The 18,530-nt window shown below is 45.0% G+C and carries 17 protein-coding genes and 3 pseudogenes; 17 read left to right on the top strand and 3 right to left on the bottom strand.

Annotated features, from left to right (window positions below; translation table 11 throughout):
• Positions 1–18 precede the first annotated feature (18 nt).
• Positions 19–438 (top strand): hypothetical protein, encoded by a 420-nt coding sequence (locus CUZ56_RS06695; protein ID WP_126979467.1) that lies wholly within the window; start codon positions 19–21, stop codon positions 436–438.
• Positions 439–514: 76 nt separating this feature from the next.
• Here the strand turns inward: CUZ56_RS06695 and CUZ56_RS06690 are convergent, their stop codons facing one another.
• The gene (locus CUZ56_RS06690; protein ID WP_126979465.1) at positions 515–1,219 is read right to left on the bottom strand and encodes a hypothetical protein; all 705 of its coding nucleotides are present in this window, start codon (positions 1,217–1,219) and stop codon (positions 515–517) included.
• A gap of 387 nt (positions 1,220–1,606) precedes the next feature.
• Between CUZ56_RS06690 and CUZ56_RS06685 the strand changes: the two genes are divergently transcribed.
• From CUZ56_RS06685 to CUZ56_RS06615, 15 genes and pseudogenes are all read left to right on the top strand, one after another.
• The gene (locus tag CUZ56_RS06685; protein ID WP_162615272.1) at positions 1,607–2,191 is read left to right on the top strand and encodes a DUF3577 domain-containing protein; all 585 of its coding nucleotides are present in this window, start codon (positions 1,607–1,609) and stop codon (positions 2,189–2,191) included.
• 77 nt (positions 2,192–2,268) lie between these two features.
• The gene (locus CUZ56_RS06680; RefSeq protein ID WP_126979461.1) at positions 2,269–2,862 is read left to right on the top strand and encodes a DUF3275 family protein; all 594 of its coding nucleotides are present in this window, start codon (positions 2,269–2,271) and stop codon (positions 2,860–2,862) included.
• Positions 2,863–2,945: 83 nt separating this feature from the next.
• On the top strand, positions 2,946–3,587 hold the full coding sequence (locus CUZ56_RS06675) for a hypothetical protein (protein ID WP_126979459.1): 642 nt from the start codon (positions 2,946–2,948) through the stop codon (positions 3,585–3,587).
• A gap of 89 nt (positions 3,588–3,676) precedes the next feature.
• Positions 3,677–4,783: pseudogene (locus tag CUZ56_RS06670) on the top strand (DUF6094 domain-containing protein); the annotation flags it as partial.
• Positions 4,784–5,292: 509 nt separating this feature from the next.
• Positions 5,293–5,667, top strand: coding sequence for a hypothetical protein (locus CUZ56_RS06665; RefSeq protein WP_126979455.1), 375 nt, complete (start codon positions 5,293–5,295; stop codon positions 5,665–5,667).
• A 95-nt stretch (positions 5,668–5,762) separates the two neighbouring features.
• The gene (locus tag CUZ56_RS06660; protein WP_126979453.1) at positions 5,763–8,045 is read left to right on the top strand and encodes an SNF2-related protein; all 2,283 of its coding nucleotides are present in this window, start codon (positions 5,763–5,765) and stop codon (positions 8,043–8,045) included.
• A 98-nt stretch (positions 8,046–8,143) separates the two neighbouring features.
• Positions 8,144–9,151 (top strand): DUF1281 domain-containing protein, encoded by a 1,008-nt coding sequence (locus CUZ56_RS06655; protein ID WP_126979450.1) that lies wholly within the window; start codon positions 8,144–8,146, stop codon positions 9,149–9,151.
• 128 nt (positions 9,152–9,279) lie between these two features.
• Positions 9,280–10,596, top strand: coding sequence for an IS4 family transposase (locus tag CUZ56_RS06650; protein ID WP_126979448.1), 1,317 nt, complete (start codon positions 9,280–9,282; stop codon positions 10,594–10,596).
• 183 nt (positions 10,597–10,779) lie between these two features.
• A complete protein-coding gene (gene pilL2, locus CUZ56_RS06645; RefSeq protein ID WP_126979446.1) occupies positions 10,780–11,295 on the top strand; it encodes a PFGI-1 class ICE element type IV pilus protein PilL2 in 516 nt (171 codons plus the stop codon).
• Between the two features lies 1 nt (position 11,296).
• Complete coding sequence (locus tag CUZ56_RS06640) at positions 11,297–11,962, top strand: hypothetical protein (protein ID WP_126979444.1); 666 nt, start codon at positions 11,297–11,299, stop codon at positions 11,960–11,962.
• A gap of 12 nt (positions 11,963–11,974) precedes the next feature.
• Positions 11,975–12,685, top strand: coding sequence for a TIGR03759 family integrating conjugative element protein (locus CUZ56_RS06635; protein WP_162615271.1), 711 nt, complete (start codon positions 11,975–11,977; stop codon positions 12,683–12,685).
• The gene (locus tag CUZ56_RS06630) at positions 12,670–13,230 is read left to right on the top strand and encodes a transglycosylase SLT domain-containing protein (protein WP_126979442.1); all 561 of its coding nucleotides are present in this window, start codon (positions 12,670–12,672) and stop codon (positions 13,228–13,230) included. Before CUZ56_RS06635 ends, CUZ56_RS06630 begins: the two co-directional genes overlap by 16 nt.
• Positions 13,227–13,748, top strand: a complete 522-nt coding sequence (locus CUZ56_RS06625) for an integrating conjugative element protein (RefSeq protein ID WP_126979440.1) — start codon at positions 13,227–13,229, stop codon at positions 13,746–13,748. Before CUZ56_RS06630 ends, CUZ56_RS06625 begins: the two co-directional genes overlap by 4 nt.
• 1 nt (position 13,749) lies before the next feature.
• Positions 13,750–15,861 (top strand): annotated as a pseudogene (traD, locus tag CUZ56_RS06620) (type IV conjugative transfer system coupling protein TraD); the annotation flags it as partial.
• Between the two features lie 140 nt (positions 15,862–16,001).
• Complete coding sequence (locus tag CUZ56_RS06615) at positions 16,002–16,751, top strand: TIGR03747 family integrating conjugative element membrane protein (protein ID WP_126979436.1); 750 nt, start codon at positions 16,002–16,004, stop codon at positions 16,749–16,751.
• 323 nt (positions 16,752–17,074) lie between these two features.
• Here the strand turns inward: CUZ56_RS06615 and CUZ56_RS06610 are convergent.
• Positions 17,075–17,323: pseudogene (locus CUZ56_RS06610) on the bottom strand (transposase); the annotation flags it as partial.
• A 194-nt stretch (positions 17,324–17,517) separates the two neighbouring features.
• On the bottom strand, positions 17,518–17,802 hold the full coding sequence (locus tag CUZ56_RS06605) for a helix-turn-helix domain-containing protein (RefSeq protein ID WP_126979434.1): 285 nt from the start codon (positions 17,800–17,802) through the stop codon (positions 17,518–17,520).
• A gap of 118 nt (positions 17,803–17,920) precedes the next feature.
• Here CUZ56_RS06605 and CUZ56_RS06600 point away from each other — a divergent pair, with 118 nt between their 5' ends.
• Positions 17,921–18,451, top strand: coding sequence for a nucleoside 2-deoxyribosyltransferase (locus CUZ56_RS06600; RefSeq protein ID WP_126979432.1), 531 nt, complete (start codon positions 17,921–17,923; stop codon positions 18,449–18,451).
• Positions 18,452–18,530 lie beyond the last annotated feature (79 nt).

Genomic DNA, 18,530 nt, shown 5'->3' with positions numbered 1-18,530 from the left:
CATTATTTTGGAGTTTTTATGAACACAACAACTTTCCAAGAAAAAGAACCTCGCCTATTGAGGAAAATGGCGCTTGGAAAAGCCATGATTGACCATTTCTCTGAACTTCCGGGAGATAACTATCTCGACTGGTATAACGCTTTTTTGGCGCTTTCTCAATGTGAAGATGAAGAAGAAATGGCGAAGAAATTTACCGTATGGGAACCCTTTGAATCCTGTTCACTGGAAGAACTCATTGAAACGGTAGACATAGCTGCCGACAGTATCTACTCAGATTATGTTCATATTCTGGATCTCGTCCAAAAAGGTCTGAGTCGAAGTAAGAGCAAAGAAAATCCTTTGGATTTAAACAATGTCGATATTTACAATCTACTTGAGCTAGGCTATGCCGAGCATCAAAAGGATATTTCACATTGCCCAAAAATTGGATTCTTTTGATTTTACGAACAATAAACTCATCATGATTCCAAACTGGTAATATTCATAGAGCCACCGTGGTGGCTCTTTTTTAACTTTATAGTGGCTCCACCATCATCATTGCACCAACAGAATATAACTCATCAACATTGCTGGCCAGTAAAGGTATTGAAGATTTTTCAGCAATAGATTCCATAGCCTTATCACCAACAAGAATTGGAAAATAACGATGGCCTGCAAAATTTTTTTCTTCTAGCCCTATCAGGACACCTCCAGCCATTTTTTTATAGGACTCATGCGCAAAAGCGGCTAAAGAGCTCAGGAGCGTGAGCTCAATGATCTCACCCGTTTCAACTGTTAACCATACATGCAAATTCAAGCCCATTGAAGAGTTCAGATCTGAAAGGTTTACTCCCTCGCGTACCCAACGCCTGCAATCAGTAAATGAAGGGCCATATACGATATGTTCTTCTTTCCATAATTGGCCCAATGTGACCCAAACACGCAGCCCTAACTGCTCCTCAAATGCTGGCCTAAGATAATGACACCACTTTAAGCATTGTCCTGCACAAGCTCTTAAATCAATCAGTTCACCGGAAGCTCTCATTACAGGATCTATGAAATCTCCCAATTCCACAATCTGTACTGAATTATTCCAAACTGGTGCCTCTATTGGAAAACCGCACCGACGTGTAAAACGGACAGCCTGCTCAAATCCCTGCTTGTATTCAGGCATTTCAGCTCGTGACCGAGGCTCCTTAAATGATTCAGATTGAAAGAGTTTTGCAAACTGTTTCCACATGATTTATCAATGTTCCTTTGCTTTGTACCTTCATACTTTTTCAATAACTGTACGGCAAATAGATTCCACTGACAACGCCATGTTGAAATGCGACTGTGGTTGTTTTGTATTTATTGGAAAAACATAAAATTCAATGTTTATACTGACCTACATATGAGGTTGACAGTTGTCAACAACATACCAGGTAGTCAGCAATCTTTAAGACTACGATGCAGATACTGCATTGATTGCAAACAAAACCCGCTCGCCACAGCATCCACTTGCGAGCAGCATTCGAAAGGATGCAGGATGTCTACTCATCTTTAATTTTTCTAACCCATGCGGGATACCTTTATCCCGTTGGGACAAGGTGTTTTCCGCTGTTCTATTCACTTAGGAGAGCTCCCTATGAACACTAACAATGTCTCACCTTCAAATCAATCTCAACCACAATTCCAGCAAGATCAATACTATGATTTTCATTCTCACGGAGTTGGCTATTTTAATCGCATCCGGGAAGTCAAACCCCGAAATGCTTCACCTTTTTGGGCTGTTGACATTGCTGTTTGCGTTGGCAAAAAAGCTGATAAGCAAACAACTATTGTAGACTGCCGCGTCTCTGGTAAAGAAGCACAAACTCTTATCATGCGTTGCAAACAAGCGTGTGATGAAAAAAGAAGCATATTTGCCAGTTTCACTATCGGTGATATTTATCCTGAATCATTTACTTACGGTCCCAATCATCAAAAAGCTGGACAAACTGGCCTGACGATGAAAGGCCGATTGCTACGGATCAAAAGTATTCATATTGATAAGGAACTGGTTTACCGCCACCCCAAATCTGACAATGCTTCTAATCGGGAAGTAACAGATGCGGCGACTGAACATGTTCCGCCTCAAAGTGATAACACAGATCATTCGGTTCCAGCAGATGTCGTTGCTGCCAACCACTACTCCAATCAAAGCCAGGCTAATGCCAATATCGGTTTCTGATGATTCTCACATTCTGCCATCAACTGCCTAACCGCAGTTGATAGCTGGATGCATTTTTTTTATTGCGAGGAATTGATATGCAAAAGTTTACAGGAACGCTATTGGTTGAAAAAATCAATGGCAGATATGGTCCTTTTAATGCGGCCAAACTTATAACGTCGATTGGTAACTTCACCGTTGAACGCAAAGGGTTCAAAGAGCTTGAAATGTTCGATGCAGGTCGATTCAATGGAGATTTTGTCGTCAGTGAAATCTTTATGGGTTACTACATCACAAATGGAAAATCCATTAATGAAATCCGTGCTCGTATCGAAAGCATGACAATCACTTCTGCTTTGGAACCTTTAGATCCCGCAGAGGAATCACAAATCGCTGTCGAGGAAGTCGATCCATTGTTCGAAGAAACCAAAGAAAAACAAGCTGTTCAATCTGACATTGAACCGTTTACAGTTTCTACTCCACCTAAGCGTCGAACAAAAGAACCGGCCCAAACAGAGCCAAGCGAGGTGGTCAATGATACCGAGTTGTTTGGTGAATGGCCACTGCCGGACGCATACAAACAGGATATGAGTCATGACCGGGCAACCTTGCGCAAACAGGTTGAACGTCTAAATATCCTTGGCTTTGCACTCAATCCACAAGACCAAATCTGGTATCGCAAACAGGCATAACCTTGTTTTGCCATTATCAACCCACAGGGGAACATCTTCCCTTGGGAGGATGTTCCTTTTAATTAGTATTTAGGAGTACATCCATGAATCCTTTATTGCAGCATAAAACCCTGTACCGTATTGATGAATGCATTGATTTAATGCTGGATAGCTGTGTTATTGACCATAACGCCAATCTGGTTTTCGCATCTGCCTGGGGCAGTGATACCGCTACTCAATCTCTTTTAGCCAAACTGACGCTTGGAAATACCAAGGATGGAATGGACCATTTTCACATGATTAATGAGAACAATGCGTCTATTCCCGTTTATGTTGGCGATTTGAATAAATATGAGAAACGCTTAGCACGCTTCAATCGATGTTCAATATTCGGCTCGATTGTTAATGTATGGATATATGATAAACGATGCAAATTTCCCGATGAGGAGAAAAGCTCGGCGTATATGCTGTACATACAAAATCATCTGAATGATGAACGTCTATGGGCGCTCATTAAAGCAACGTGTTCGATTCCCCTGCTTGACGAATGGCAAAAAATTGTTATTGAAATCATGCAGGATACCGACATGCTGATACATCTTCCTACCCCATTAGGACCTCTAGCTGGTTATCAGTTGCAGGTTGATCTGGATAAGCTGACTAGTGTGATTGGTGAACATATCCGTCACGGCATGTTGTCCATTCCAGAATCCTATAAACCTCAAGCGTTTTTAACCGCAGCTTAAGTCGGTTCTTGTATTCTTCTTTTCAAACGGCATTGTGTAATACACCCTGCCTTCCTTTTTATTTCTATTTTCCTCTGGAGATTAAAACCATGACTCTCATGCATCCACGTGTGGCGCATAACTTTGCCCGTGAGGGCTATTATCCAACTGACGACGAATCCGTTCGGCGCATCTCTCTTTTACTCAAACCGGCATCGGGAACAATCCGATATTTAGATCCATGTGCTGGCACTGGCTTAGCACTTGCGCAATTAAGCGTCAGTCTGGAATGTGAACGTTCAGAAACATATGCAGTTGAGTATGACAAAACTCGTGCAGATACAGCCCGAACACTGGTTGATAAATGTTTACAAAGCGACTTGATGGATACCCTTATCACCGCGCAATCATTCAGTTGTTTATTCCTTAATCCTCCTTATGGCGTACTGCCTAGAGGAGAATACAATAATTTCAGCTACGAAGCCAAGGGCACTCCTAGACTGGAAAAAATCTTCTATCGCAGAACGTTTTCACTGTTGCAATACGAAGGTATTCTGATTCTGATCATTCCATTCACATCGCTGGACGATGAATACGTGTCGTGGCTCACCAGCCATTTCACCGATATTCGGGCATTTCGCGCTGTTGAAACAAAATTCAGACAGGTTGTCATATTTGGTCGCAGAGTCAGGAGCAAAGACCATGAATCGGCTAAAACCAAACTGGCCCGCAAACTGTTGCTGGATATTGGAAGCGGTCAGGTCGTTCCTGATGAACTCCCCAGTGTTCACACGGAAGAGTGCTATGTTTTACCAGTCGCCCATAGTGATGTGAAAGATTTCTTTCGCGTATCAATGGAGCCTGATCTTTTTGAATCAGAGATTAACGCATTACATGGCTTATGGCCTGACTTTTATACCCATTTAGGTGTTGCTCAAAGTGTCATTCGTCGTCCTGCGGCATCTTTATCAGACTGGCATTTGTGTCTGGCGCTTGCTGCCGGTGCGATTTCAGGTCCGATATTTTCCGGTAAAACTGGACGAGCGCTGGTCGTTCGGGGTAGCACGCACAAAGCGAAGAAAAGCAAACTTGAAATTCTGGAGGACGAAGATGGCAACATCACGGAAACCAGAACAAATATTGATATCTTTGTACCAATTATCAAAGCCTGGGATATGACACCGACATCACCGACTTTCGGGCTGGTGCTGACGATCAGTTCAGGGACCTCTGCAACAGCGACAGACATACCGGTTCAAAACGCACCGGATCATGTGAATCAACCTGTTACAGATTCTCTGCCTCCTATGCGTTTTATATCTCAAGAACCTTTTAAATTAGGGCAGTTACTGCTGACCAACAGCGTTCATGATTTTGTCCAGAAACAACGTTTGAATCCAACGCCCTATATACAGCGTTATTTAAACGGTGACTGGGGTGAAATGTGTGATGAAGACAAGCAACTTAACGAACAGGTTCTCAAAAACGGCGGTGTTGCCAAAGCTGGACGGCTGTTTGCGTCTTATGATCTGCCAAAACCATTAGGCGATGAAACCAAAATATGGATCATCACCAATGTGGCCGATTATGACGAAAACGATAATCCGGTGATTACAACAACCATCCTGTTCCCATCTGAATACTGATTTTCTTAATTTTAACCCGCAGGGTAGCTTATCCTGTCGGGATATCGCTGCCCTACTTCTTTTTCTAATGGAGCGATATCATGCCTGTTTCAACATTGAAACTTCAATTACTCAACGGGTTTAACCATCCGAACCAGTTTGATCCTTACACACACGGCTTTATTGGACCTGAACTCATTGGAGTTAAGTCCGTTATTCAGAGCACTAATCAGCTTCTTGTGGTTTTCATGAATGAAGATCTTTTGCATCATGCACAAAAAGTAACTGGTTGGGTCATTACTCATTACTTTGACATGTTCTCTCAAAAGCAGATTCTGTGCCTGGGAGCGCCTATCAACTATCTGGTCTGGGATAGGACATTGCCACAAACGGTTTATACCACTTGCAGCTTGATTCATCCCAAGCACGGTATTCAGCAGTTGCATTTCAGCCGATGGCATACATCAGTAATGTGACATAAATTTTTCTTCAACTTTTATCCCGAACGGGTATCTTTTGCCCTAACCGAGCATTGGCATACCTGTTCCTGTCTACTTTTTAGGAGCAAACCATGCAATCTTCACAATCTAACGTTACTCGATTTGATCAAAATACCATTCACATTGGTTTACATGAATTTATTGACGAATTCGGTGATGGTTTACTGGATTCACTGAACAAATCCAATCCTCCGGTTTTTACGGGGAACAATCAACCGATCCATTTTGAGCGCCAAAATGTACTTAACGGACTGAAACGCAAACTCTATGACGCTCAGGCCAATACGGTTCAGGCGGTAGCTTCGCTTCTCCTAGACCAAAATGCGCCAGCAGCCATCCTCAATGGTGAAATGGGTACGGGCAAGACCATCATGGCCATTGCCGCATCGAAACTGATGCAATCAGTCGGCTATCGGCGAACACTGGTTTTATCTCCACCACATCTGGTCTACAAGTGGCGCAGGGAAATTCTGGACACCGTTCCTGATGCCCGCGTCTGGGTTCTTAACGGTCCCGATACGTTGGCCAAGCTGCTTAAATTGAGAGCTGACTTGGAATTGCCTTTTGACGGCAAGCCGGAATATTTCATTTTAGGTCGAATCAGGATGCGAATGGGGTTTCACTGGCGCTTAGCGTATCAAAAGCGTCGTCCACATCTAAGCCGTTCTTATTTTATTGCGTGCCCGGACTGCGGTGAAATTATCCGTAACCGCGACGGCGAACCTATTACGGAAGAAGTATTTATTGCGTTGGAAAGACGCTGTAAATGCGCTCACTGCGACAGTGCATTGTGGACGTTGATGCGCCCTAAGCCGCTTGAAGCCGATTCAAAACGGAGAATGGTTATCAAATCCATGTGCCAGATCCCCACAATTGGTGAAGTCACTGCCGATAATCTGATTGACAAGTTTGGTGAGGATTTTCTTTCATCAATGCTCGCCGATAACGTTCATGAGTTTATTAATCTCATGGACAACAAAGGCAAGTTTGTATTCTCAGACCGGCAAGCCAAGCGAATGGAGCGTGCGTTAGCAAACCTGGAGTTTGGCTGGGGCGAAGGCGGTTATCAACCTACTGAATTTGTCAAAAGATATCTTCCACAGGATTTCTTTGATTTTCTCATCATTGATGAAGGCCATGAGTACAAAAACGCTGGCTCTGCTCAGGGTCAGGCAATGGGAGTTCTAGCTACCAAAGTCAGAAAAATCCTGATGCTCACGGGTACTCTAATGGGCGGCTACGCAGATGATCTCTTTTTCCTATTGTTCAGGATATTGACACAACCGATGATTGAAGATGGTTATAAACCATCCCGATTAGGCAGTCTGTATTCTGCGGCATCCAACTTCATGGAACACCATGGTGTCCTCAAGGAGATTTATACAGAGAAAGAGTCTACTTCACATAAAACGGCTAAAGGTAAGCGTTTATCTGTCAGATCAGTTAAAGCGCCGGGTTTTGGTCCCTTGGGAATTTTGAACTATGTGCTGCCCTACACTGTATTTATCAAACTCAAAGACCTCGGAGAAGGTGTCTTACCGCCTTACGAAGAAGAGTTTATTGACATAGACATGACCGATGAACAGGAAAGTTGTTATCAATCCCTGTCAATGACATTGACCACGCTGATGAACAAATCATTGGCAGCGGGCGACTGTACGTTGCTGGGTGTGGTAATGAATGTCCTGTTGCGCTGGCCTGATACTGCGTTTAAAGATGAAGTTGTTGTTCATCCCAGAGAACGCAATAAAACACTTGCGTATGTTCACCCCGTTTTTGATGAAAACGATATCACCCCTAAAGAACAAGCTACTATCGACTTGTGCCTGAAGGAAAAAGCGGCTGGTCGCAGAACGTTGGTTTACTCAGTCTATACAGGCAAGCACGATACTGTTTCAAGGCTCAAGCGTTTGTTAGAGCGCCAGAGCTTAAAAGTAGCGGTTTTGCGCAGCACTGTAGACACTTCCCGCAGAGAAGATTGGATCATTGATCAGGTAGACAGAGGAATCGATGTACTGATTACTAATCCTGAACTGGTCAAAACCGGGCTGGATCTGCTGGAGTTTCCAACGATCTGTTTTTTGCAAACCGGGTTTAACGTTTACACGTTGATGCAGGCGGCCCGTCGTTCTTGGCGTATCGGACAAACCAAATCGGTGCGTGTTCTATACATGGGTTATTCAAAAACGTCTCAGATTACATGTCTGCGTCTGATGGCTAAAAAAATTGCTGTCACACAAAGCACCTCCGGCGATATACCGGAAAGCGGTCTGGATGCACTCAATCATGATGGGGATTCTTTAGACATTGAAATGGCTAAAGAAATCCTTGAGCGTCAAAAACTAGTGGCTTAAAACGCTGTTTACTTCACTCCCTTAACGGGAGTTTCTCAACCCAATGGGGAAAGTCCCCATTGGGGGCTTTCTCCTTATTTTTATTAAGGAGATTTCCTATGCCAAATTGGTGTGCTAACAATCTTAAGATTCATGGCTCTTTGGAACAAATCGCTGAAATCAAAAAATTGATGAATGGAGAAGTGTGCCCTTATTACTTTAATGCAGTTAATCGAAGTATTAAATTTTTTATTGTCGGCATTGCCGGAATCGCTCAAATCATACCATCAGAACTGATGCTAGAAGATAATACTTTTGATGCTATTTCATCCACATTCATGGTACTGCACTCTCACATAACGCCAACACCAATGAATATAGCGTTTACACAATGGTTCAATCTGTTGAGAACTAACCCCGATTTGTCTTATGAGAATTCAACCCGAATTATCCAGTTATATGAACAAAGTGGCTTAACTAGCTTTTCACTGGATATACTTGCACCAGAGCAAAAACAAGTTATCCATGAGATCATGGCTGCACAATCTTACGACTGGTTGGGTGTGTTTGGTTATGCACCCGATAAACTGAACGAATGCTGGGAAAAGCTTGATGAAACAAAAACCTCAACGCAACCATTTGACATGAGGCAGCTTATTGCGCCTAAACTCATCCCTGAGTTGGTTGGTTTTAACGGCCATTGGTTTGATAAAGTTTTTACCAACTCGAAAACATCTTATCATGAATATATTGATACTTATGGTGTGAAATGGCCTTCCGGCTCTGACTTACATCTTGAAGATCTCAGTGATAAAACCGCAACAGGCATTGCTTTAATAACATCAAATCAGATAAGTCATACCATCTCCGTTGACTTTGATACGCCCTGGGCTCCGCCAAATCAGGCTGTATTTATGGCTCTCTCTGCAAAGTTTCAATGCCACGTTATACATTACTTTTGTGAACAGGGCGCTAATTTTTGCGGCAGGCATGAATATAAGTCTGGAGAGCTCATTGATGAGTGCAATGGCGAACTGGAGTGGCGCGAAACGGATGAAGATGATTATGGTACTGAATTAGTAGGTCCTGCCTATATTCTCAACAATCTTAGAAATTATGGAGGTTAGGACAAGTTAACCAATATTCCTAAAGCCCCTTTTTTAGGTAACACCGTTCGGTTAAGCAAAATGATCGGTTGAACGATCCTGTGGTTATACGACAATAGCCTCATCAATTCTCTGATGGGGCTTTTTTTATGCTTTCTACCTGGCTTGACGATACACAAACCTGGGCCGAACCTGCTTCTCTTTCCTGCTTTCAGCGCGCCATTCCCCTTGAATGGGTGTCTCAGGTTCTTGATTCCACCAATAAAGCCAGTATCCGAAAACGTAAATTACCGGCTGAACTCGTGGTATGGCTGATTGTGGGCATGGGGCTGTACCGTAATCGTCCCATCACTGATGTGGTATCAAAACTCGACCTTGTTTTGAGCACTAAGAACGGTGAAACTCTCGCCGCCAGCTCCATTGCTCAGGCCCGTCATCGACTCAGCGATGAACCGCTTCGGGAACTCTTCACGTTGACAGCCCGCCACTGGACTCAACAAGAAGATAAAGATGACCTCTGGCAGGGGCTGCGACTGTTTGCGGTGGATGGTACACTCTTCCGTACGCCGGATATGCCTGAACTTGCAGAGCACTTTGAATACATAAAACATCGCGCTGACAGACACACGGAATATCCCATGGTCAGGCTGTGTGCCCTGATGTCACTGCGCAGCCGGTTAATCCATGATGTTAAATTTGGTCCAGCAAACACCGGTGAAGTGAATTATGCAAAGCAGCTATCGCCGCAGGCGAAAAGCCTGACGCTGTTTGACCGCTGTTATTTATCCTCAGAGTTACTGATTAACTGGCAGCGGGGGCAGAAAGAGGCCCACTGGCAGGTTCCCCTGAAGGGGAACACAAAATACCGGGTCCTGAAAACGTTTGCAGAAGGAGACCATCTGATTGAAATGCAGGTCTCGCCGCAGGCTCGAAAACAGGATGACTCATTACCTGAACACTGGCAGGCAAGGCTGATAGAGTGCCAGTCTGAAGCGGTTGGTTACAGAGGATTTATCACCTCGTTGACGGAGCCGGCACATTATCCGGCAGACGCGCTGCGTTATGTGTATCAGGAGCGCTGGAGTATAGAGAATGGTTATGGAGAGCTAAAACAGTTCCAGCTGAATACGGCGACCTTGCTGCGTAGTCAGAAAGTGAAAGGTATTTACCAGGAAATCTGGGGGCTGCTGACGGCTTATAATCTGATACGAATGGAAATGAGCCAGATAGCGCGGGAAGCCGGGGTAGCGCCGCTGCGAATCAGCTTCGTGATGGCGATGAGGCTGATACAGAATGAGCTAATCTGGTGCTCACTGGGTAAACCCGGGACTATCCCGATGAAACTGAGAAAGATGCGGGAGAATGTAAAACAGTTCATCTTGCCGGAAAAGAGAAAACGGCCCAAAGGCAGGGCCGTTCGAATCTCAAAAACCCAGTATCCCGTTCACTCAAAACATCTTAAGTGAACGGTGTTACCTTCTTAGGGGCTTTTTTCTTATTCCACAAAATGTGTACAAACCTGTGACAGTCCAGATTATTTGCCTAAATTCTCAGCAGTAGCAGAAATACAAACACACGAGATTCGTATTTAATCCATTTAATTGCTTTCTTAGTGAGATCCTCTGTTTATTCACAACGGAGAACTCACTATGTCACTACCTAAGAAATCAATCTCAACCTGCTTCTGTGTTGCAGTAAGCGCCCTACTACTAATGACCGGTGGTTGCACAACCTATTCCGGCACCAAAACCACAACAAAATCTATAGTACAAGCCAGCGCTCAACCGATACCCGATACTCCGGTGGAAGTTATCCGCTCCGGGCGCTACCAGTTGATAGAAATATCCCCAACTCAAGGACAGCATGACCTATTGAAACAAATGATTGACGCCCGTATTCCAAGGATATCCAATCAGTCACCAACGGTTGCTGATGCCATGCGTCATGTACTGGCAGATAGCGGATACCACCTTTGCAACGGCACTGAATCCAGTACCGCATTTGAACAGTTACCGCTCCCACTGGTTCATTCGCAAATCGGTCCTATACGTCTTGCAGATGCGCTGTCTATGCTAGCAGGTCCCGCCTGGGTGCTGGAAATTAACGAAATAAACCGTGAAGTCTGTTTCAAGTCGCTCATTTCTCATATTGAAGAGGCGGTATAACATGAAAAAAATCATTGCTAAATCTTCTCTTATCCTAATCGTCTGCGCCATCTCGTGGCTATTGATTCTTTCCCTGTCTTTGTCACAGACAAATACCTCGCTTACCGCTCTACAACAAGAATTACAAACAGGACAATCATCCAATGAACTGGAAACTCTGGAAACGGCTGTACTGGACATCATTCAACGCGTTCAGGCAATCGAAACGTTACCGGTTGCAGTTAATTACACGCAGTTTTCGGCAACGCAAGCGCAAATTGAACAAAAATTCAGGCAAATAGACTCTCAGCTTGCCAACATTGTACATACCGTTGATGAACACAGCGATTTAAAAGATGCTCTGGCCGATTTGCGTCAGCGGCTGACCCAACTGGAAATACAAGTAGAAACGGCGCGACAAACAGCACCCAATACATCACAGGATCGCAGCCCAACACCTGCCCGTGTTTCCCGTTCCCAGTCACTGACACCTCATTTCAATATCCTCGGCTCCGAAATACGCGGCGGCGAACAGGTACTGGTGATTAGCCCTAAGAATGATACGGGCACGATTCGTCTGCTGCGCGTGGGGGATGCCACCGCCGAATGGACATTTACTGGCATAACTCCAGAGAAAGCCAGATTCAGCGTCAATAACCGCCCTCGCCATTTACTTATTCCGCAATAAAAAGGAAATCCGATGAATCCGAAATTACTATTGATGACCGTTTGCTCATTGCTGGTACTGAACAACCCTGTGTTGGCTGATAACACAACGCCTCTTAACCTGACCGATCCGATTTTTCAGCAAAGCGACATCACAGAGTTCAAACGCCAGGCCGACACTTGGGGACTCAAAACCGAAGAGTGGCAACGCTATCAGGAACTGATGGACGGTCCCCTTGGTATTTACTCTCCGGGTCTGGATCCACTGACCGCATTGGGTATTGAAGCACGCAACGATGAGGAGCGCCGTTACTACGCTGAGTTGCAAGTTCAGGCCGAGTCGCGCCGTGTCGAAAAGGAACTGGCCTATCAACTGGCTTACGATGACGCATGGAAACGCCTTTATCCAGCCCTACTGCCACTGTCTGATGCAATGGACACCACCACCGTATTATCGGGCGATGGCCGTCTGGCGTTGTTTGTCAAAGAAAACTGCCCGGCCTGCGATGTGCAGGTCAAGCGACTGGAATCATCAGGACAACCATTTGATATTTATTTCGTTGACAGTAACAACAACGATACGCTGATCCGGCGCTGGGCAACCCGTATCAGCATTGACCCGCAGAAGGTACTTTCCCGCACCATAACACTGAATCATGACATTGGTAAATGGGAGGCTATTGGCATAGCGTCTGATTTACCGGCAGCAGTTAAAGAGGTCAATGGCCGATGGGTACTTCAATAATATTGAAAGCAGTCTTCCTGACAAGCCTGTTTGCACTCAATACGGCTCATGCACAGGATTTGCCGCCTCCTGCTTATCAGCTTGCCGCTCAGGAGGCGGGTATTCCTTCCATCGTACTGTATGCCGTAGCTTTGCAGGAAAGCGGCACGATGGTGAACGGGAAATTACGGCCATGGCCATGGACACTGAATGTCGGTGGCCAGGGGCGTTTTTTCAGCACAAGGGAAGCTGCATGTAAAGACCTGACCTACGCCCTTAAAAATACATCATCTAAGCGCATTGACGTAGGACTGGGACAGATTAACGTTGGCTACCACGGACACCGGGTAAACACGCCCTGTGAATTACTCAATCCTTATTTGAACCTGAAAATTGCCTCAACTATATTGCTCGAACAGCATAAATCGGGTCAGGACTGGTTAATCACCATGGGTAGATACCACTCCCCAGCCAACGGCACTGCTGCGGCACGCTACCGCTCAAGCGTGCAACGTCACTACAACAGGTTATTAATTCATTTCACTACAGCGGAAACTCATCCATGAAAACATTTCACGCTATATTCGCTTTCAGCGGGCTGCTGCTTTGCAGCGCCCTTGCCTGCGCTCAAAGCAGGCTCATTGTGGTTGATAACCTGGGTGGTACATCGGCAGCACCTTATTACGATGCCATGGGACTCACAGCGGAAGTCAAAACACCCTCTGACTCCCTGACAAAACCACCGCGTCAGGTTGATGATTCCTTTGTATTGCCTGTCCGCTCTTCGCTGCTGTCTCCGGGTAAAGTATCGGCGCGTCAAATATCAGCACCGGGATTATCGCCAATATTCCTGATTGGCGATGATAACCTGTCCAAACGCTGGCTAGTAGATCGTTATCAATCTCTGGCAATGCTTCATGCAATTGGTTTAGTTGTTCAGGTTGAATCAGCCCAGGGGTTACAGACACTGAGAAATCTGGTGCCGGACTTGCAGCTTTTGCCGGTCAACGGCAACGATCTTGCCCGTCGCCTGAATGTACAACATTATCCTGTACTGATTACTGCTGAACATATAGAGCAATAACATGGCAAAAGACCAGAGCATCGAAGTTCTGCTTCGTCCAGCCGTCGAGCTCTACACTGTGGCAGCCTGTTTACTGGCTGCTTTTGTTTGCCTCTTCGCACCATGGGCGTTAGCACTTACATCTGCTATCGGCATAGCTGCTGCCGGGCTCTTGTTTCTATTTGCCGCCATCCGTTTGCGGGATGCCTGGGTTATTCTGCGTTACCGCCGCAATATCCGTCGTCTACCTAAATATGCACTGACCAGCAAACAGATCCCAGTCAGCAAGCAAAGACTATTCATTGGCCGCGGATTTAGATGGGACCAGCGCCACACACAAAGGCTTGCACAGACATACCGGCCTGAGTTTCGCCGCTATGTCGAACCATCATCAGGATATTATTGGGCTCGGCGTTTTGAAGCTCGGCTGGAATTTGCCCCAGCTTATCTGCGCTGGATTGCCGGATTGACGACTAAAGACTGTATATTGAATCCGGTTAGACCGCTGCCGCCTGTTGGTGGCCTGCCTCGCCTTCATGGAGTTGAGTCCCATGAGGTTGATGTGTCACTGCCACTGGGTGAACGAGTCGGGCATACACTGGTTTTAGGCACTACCCGCGTCGGCAAAACAAGAATGGCAGAAGTATTTGTGACTCAAGATATCCAGCGTGGTGACGTGTGCATTGTATTTGACCCGAAAGGAGACGCCGATTTACTGATTCGCATGTACATTGAGGCCAATCGTGCCGGGCGCTCTGGTGAGTTTTATGTATTTCATCTGGGCTGGCCGGATATTTCTGCCCGCTATAACGCCGTTGGGCGGTTTGGCCGTATCAGCGAGGTTGCCAGCCGTATAGCCGGGCAGCTTTCCAATGAGGGCAACTCTGCCGCATTTAAAGAATTTGCGTGGCGATTCGTCAACATTATCGCTCGCGCACTGGTTGAACTTGGCTACCGGCCTGATTATCTGTTAATTCAGCGCCATGTGATTAATATCGACGAACTATTTATTGAATACGCAAAATACTACTTTGCAAAAAAAGAACCCAAAGCCTGGGACGCTATCGTCCAGATTGAATCGAAGCTCAACGAAAAAAATATTCCCCGTAACATGATGGGCCGTGAAAAAAGAGTCATTGCACTGGAGCAGTATCTTTCTATGGCGCGGATTTATGATCCGATTCTTGATGGTTTGCGCTCTGCCGTTCGCTATGACAGAACGTATTTTGACAAAATCGTTGCCAGCCTGCTACCACTTCTGGAAAAACTCACTACAGGCAAAATTGCGCAACTGCTGGCCCCGAATTATTCGGATCTCAACGATACCCGCCCTATCATCGATTGGATGCAGATTATACGCCAACGAGCGGTTGTCTACGTTGGCCTGGACGCACTCTCAGATACCGAAGTAGCAGCCGCTGTTGGAAATTCGATGTTTGCCGATCTGGTATCTGTCGCAGGTCATATCTACAAATTTGGTGTCAATGATGGTCTACCCGGTGCCAGTCCGCATATTAAAGTGCCAATAAACCTTCATGCTGATGAATTTAACGAACTTATGGGAGATGAGTTCATTCCCATGATCAATAAAGGCGGCGGTGCAGGCATTCAGGTCACAGCCTATTCGCAGACATTAAGCGACATTGAGGCAAGAATTGGTAATCGGGCCAAAGCTGGCCAAGTCATCGGAAATTTTAACAATCTCATCATGTTGCGCGTGCGGGAAACCGCAACCGCTGAACTACTGACAACGCAACTTCCGAAAGTGGACGTATTGTCCAGTTCACTCATCAGTGGTGCAACTGATACCTCAGACCCCAGCAGCCACTCAGCATTTACGTCAAACACAGTCAGCCGTATTACCTCTACCAGTGTACCCATGATAGAACCAGCCCATGTTATTAGCCTCCCAAAAGGCCAGGCATTTGCACTGCTTGAAGGGGGAAATCTTTGGAAGGTACGTATGCCTTTGCCTGCTACCGATACCGATGAGAAGATTCCCCAAAATATCCAGACGCTAGCTGCATATATGAGAACACAATACACCGACGCCGATGAATGGTGGAACGAGCTGTATCCTTCCTCTGGCCACAATAACATGCATGACAAATTACCAGACGATTTAATCTCAGAAGCGATCTTACCGGATAGTGAAACGGTTATCGCCTCCGAATCAACGCCAGAAGTTGAAATGGCTGAGTCCTTTGATGAGCATACAAACAATGACAGAAACAATCATGACAGTCTCTCCTGGGCTTCTGGAGACGACGAGGTATGAGCAGCAATACCGCCACTACAGTCAAACATCAACAGGCCGCACCCAAAAATCTGTTTTGGAGCATTGCGACGCTACCGTTAACGCTGTTTGGCGTACTGTGCGGCTCTCTCCTGCTGTCTATTCTTGTTGAGATTGTCGGAATGCATCTGTTTTGGAAAGACCAAGGCTGGCACCATGCACAAAACATGTTTTATTTTGAACTGGAGATGTTTTCAGAAAACTTCTCACAAAGCATCATGCTTTCAGATCCGGTTGCCGTGACCCGCTCTCTCCTGTCTATGATGCATGAATGGCTTTTTATCAGAACCGGTCTGTTTGATGAAGTACGCACCATTGTGATACCAACAGATGCGGACTCCTTAAGAAAACTTCAATTTCGAGAGTATATCGGTATGGCCTACGGCTATATTGAAACATACGCCCTAGCCGCAGCCTTTACTGTGTTGACGTTCGGTGTCCGGGTGATGGTGCTGTTTTTTAGCCTTCCGTTAGCAGTTATGGTCATATTCGTAGGGTTAGTTGATGGACTGGTTCAGCGCGATATCAGGCGATTTACATCTGAGCATGAATCTGGCTTCATTTATCACCGAGCTAAGGCATTTTTAATTCCTTTGGTTATTTTGCCCTGGATGGTTTATCTGGCTCTTCCTGTTAGCGTCTATCCACAATTAATTCTGTTACCTGGAGCAATGCTGTTAGGAACTGCCATCAACATCACAGCATCTCGGTTTAAGAAATATCTTTAAATAAAAGTACACTATGTCTCCATTCCGTTAATTTCCATGAAACTCAACAAATTTTACACGTCTAAAACATCTCCCGTATACAAAGTTATTTGAGCGGGAATGGACATCTCCATAGGAGTAACAAATTGAGATGCATAAATTTTGATACTGATTTTTCCCAATTCCTTTGGAGGATAAACAAAGGAAACAGGATCTGTTACAAAACGTATCTCCCGCTAATAATTTTTTAATATCAATATTTGCCCTTTGGGTATCTTTAATTTTTTCTATTTTTACAGAATTTTCTTCATTAGAATCCCATAATAAACGATTAACTGATGTAAGCGGCAGAAACGGCGGTGAACATTTTTATAGTCGCCATAGTCACTCAGCAAATACCACCACGGCGCGCCTGTTCCCAAAATCCAGAATATGGCGTTGATAAAAGCACGGTTATCCCTGGCAATACCTCCCCATTACCCACGTTGTCTGGGTAAATGAGGCGCCAATAATGCCCAGTGCCCATCCGATATGTCATGCCGGGGTAATGTGCTTGTTTCATTTTTTGCTTCACTTCCTGTTGAAGGAAGCAAGTTTAACTGATTCTTATAACGACACGATCTAAGAATATACAGTATGCTTTTGCAGCATCATTATTGCGAGCAACAATCTCCCAATTTTCCAGGGCGCATGGGCTGTTGCTCCCTCATCAATTTCATAAACAATTTCTGGCGGAGCAAACGCCAAGACTACAAAAATACCAAGAATAAAAATAACAATTTTTTCATCATGAACGGATATTATTATGGTGGTAATTCAAGATCACTTCAGCCAGATCATCTTCTCTTGCATACAGATAAGCTAAGGGAATATCCAGCACTTCTGCTAGTTTACCCGCCGTTTCCAAATCAGCGACATGAATACCTTGCTCATAACGGTTGATCCGGGTGCTGGCCACAAACTCATCGATTCCAGCCAGTTTGCCTAATTCTTTTTGTGACAGGCCTTTGCTGAGTCTTGCCTGTTTCAATCTCAGCCGAAAGACTTCTTTGTATGTATTGTTCTGACCCATCGTAGCTCCCATTAATAGTATTAGCCATGTTTGAAGCTACGATATTCGTAGATATTGCTTGTCTTAGATACTACGTATATCGTAGTATGTGGTTGAATCAGTTTGAGGAAAGATATTAATGAGCATGAAGATTTATATAGCTGGAACGCATATTTACTCACCTTCATTTTATGCTGAGCTTCATCGCTGCATTCACAGAGATATTAGGAATAAGGAAGTCATTGCTTTACTGCCTGATGAAAAGTCCACAAAAAGATCTTCCAGTGTTTATAAAGTCAATATTGAACTGATCAAACAATGTGATGGCATCATTGCGGATGTGAATCCTTACCGGGGAGAACTGGAGCCAGATTCGGGTACAGTTTTTGAAATAGGATTTGCCAAAGCACTGAACAAACAGATTGTCTTTATTCTCGAAGACTTGCGAACTGTGAAAGAAAAAATGAATGACAGCAGTTTTGGCTGTTATCAGGTAGGTCAGGTCTGGCGGGATAATGACGGTGACTTCATTGAGAATTACCATCTGCCCTTAAATTCAGTGCTGTTCCATGCTGCTGACCAGATTGTCTCAACGATGGAAGAGGCTTTTGGATATTTCCAGCAACTAGGCAATTTATCAACTACGGCCAAAACCTCTAATTCTGAATAGTAGGAATTTCCCGGTCAGGTCAATTGGTCTTTATCCCTTTTAAGTTCCTGACCTTGTTTTTGCCAGGCTCTGCTTAGAA

This window comes from Saezia sanguinis, assembly GCF_003991585.1.
In the GTDB taxonomy this organism is placed as follows: domain Bacteria; phylum Pseudomonadota; class Gammaproteobacteria; order Burkholderiales; family Burkholderiaceae_C; genus Saezia; species Saezia sanguinis.
The sequence above is the reverse complement of the archived record's forward strand: the minus strand, read 5'-3'. Positions and strand labels throughout refer to the sequence as shown.

Bases quoted from the DNA above. Each gene is read 5' to 3' on its own strand.
- CUZ56_RS06650 (WP_126979448.1), top strand. From the start codon at position 9,280: ATGCTTTCTACCTGGCTTGACGATACACAAACCTGGGCCGAACCTGCT.
- CUZ56_RS06690 (WP_126979465.1), bottom strand. From the start codon at position 1,219: ATGTGGAAACAGTTTGCAAAACTCTTTCAATCTGAATCATTTAAGGAG.
- CUZ56_RS06600 (WP_126979432.1), top strand. From the start codon at position 17,921: ATGAGCATGAAGATTTATATAGCTGGAACGCATATTTACTCACCTTCA.
- CUZ56_RS06680 (WP_126979461.1), top strand. From the start codon at position 2,269: ATGCAAAAGTTTACAGGAACGCTATTGGTTGAAAAAATCAATGGCAGA.
- CUZ56_RS06635 (WP_162615271.1), top strand. From the start codon at position 11,975: ATGAATCCGAAATTACTATTGATGACCGTTTGCTCATTGCTGGTACTG.
- CUZ56_RS06640 (WP_126979444.1), top strand. From the start codon at position 11,297: ATGAAAAAAATCATTGCTAAATCTTCTCTTATCCTAATCGTCTGCGCC.
- CUZ56_RS06665 (WP_126979455.1), top strand. From the start codon at position 5,293: ATGCCTGTTTCAACATTGAAACTTCAATTACTCAACGGGTTTAACCAT.
- CUZ56_RS06605 (WP_126979434.1), bottom strand. From the start codon at position 17,802: ATGGGTCAGAACAATACATACAAAGAAGTCTTTCGGCTGAGATTGAAA.
- CUZ56_RS06655 (WP_126979450.1), top strand. From the start codon at position 8,144: ATGCCAAATTGGTGTGCTAACAATCTTAAGATTCATGGCTCTTTGGAA.
- CUZ56_RS06675 (WP_126979459.1), top strand. From the start codon at position 2,946: ATGAATCCTTTATTGCAGCATAAAACCCTGTACCGTATTGATGAATGC.
- CUZ56_RS06615 (WP_126979436.1), top strand. From the start codon at position 16,002: ATGAGCAGCAATACCGCCACTACAGTCAAACATCAACAGGCCGCACCC.
- CUZ56_RS06660 (WP_126979453.1), top strand. From the start codon at position 5,763: ATGCAATCTTCACAATCTAACGTTACTCGATTTGATCAAAATACCATT.
- CUZ56_RS06625 (WP_126979440.1), top strand. From the start codon at position 13,227: ATGAAAACATTTCACGCTATATTCGCTTTCAGCGGGCTGCTGCTTTGC.
- CUZ56_RS06695 (WP_126979467.1), top strand. From the start codon at position 19: ATGAACACAACAACTTTCCAAGAAAAAGAACCTCGCCTATTGAGGAAA.
- CUZ56_RS06630 (WP_126979442.1), top strand. From the start codon at position 12,670: ATGGGTACTTCAATAATATTGAAAGCAGTCTTCCTGACAAGCCTGTTT.
- CUZ56_RS06685 (WP_162615272.1), top strand. From the start codon at position 1,607: ATGAACACTAACAATGTCTCACCTTCAAATCAATCTCAACCACAATTC.
- pilL2 (WP_126979446.1), top strand. From the start codon at position 10,780: ATGTCACTACCTAAGAAATCAATCTCAACCTGCTTCTGTGTTGCAGTA.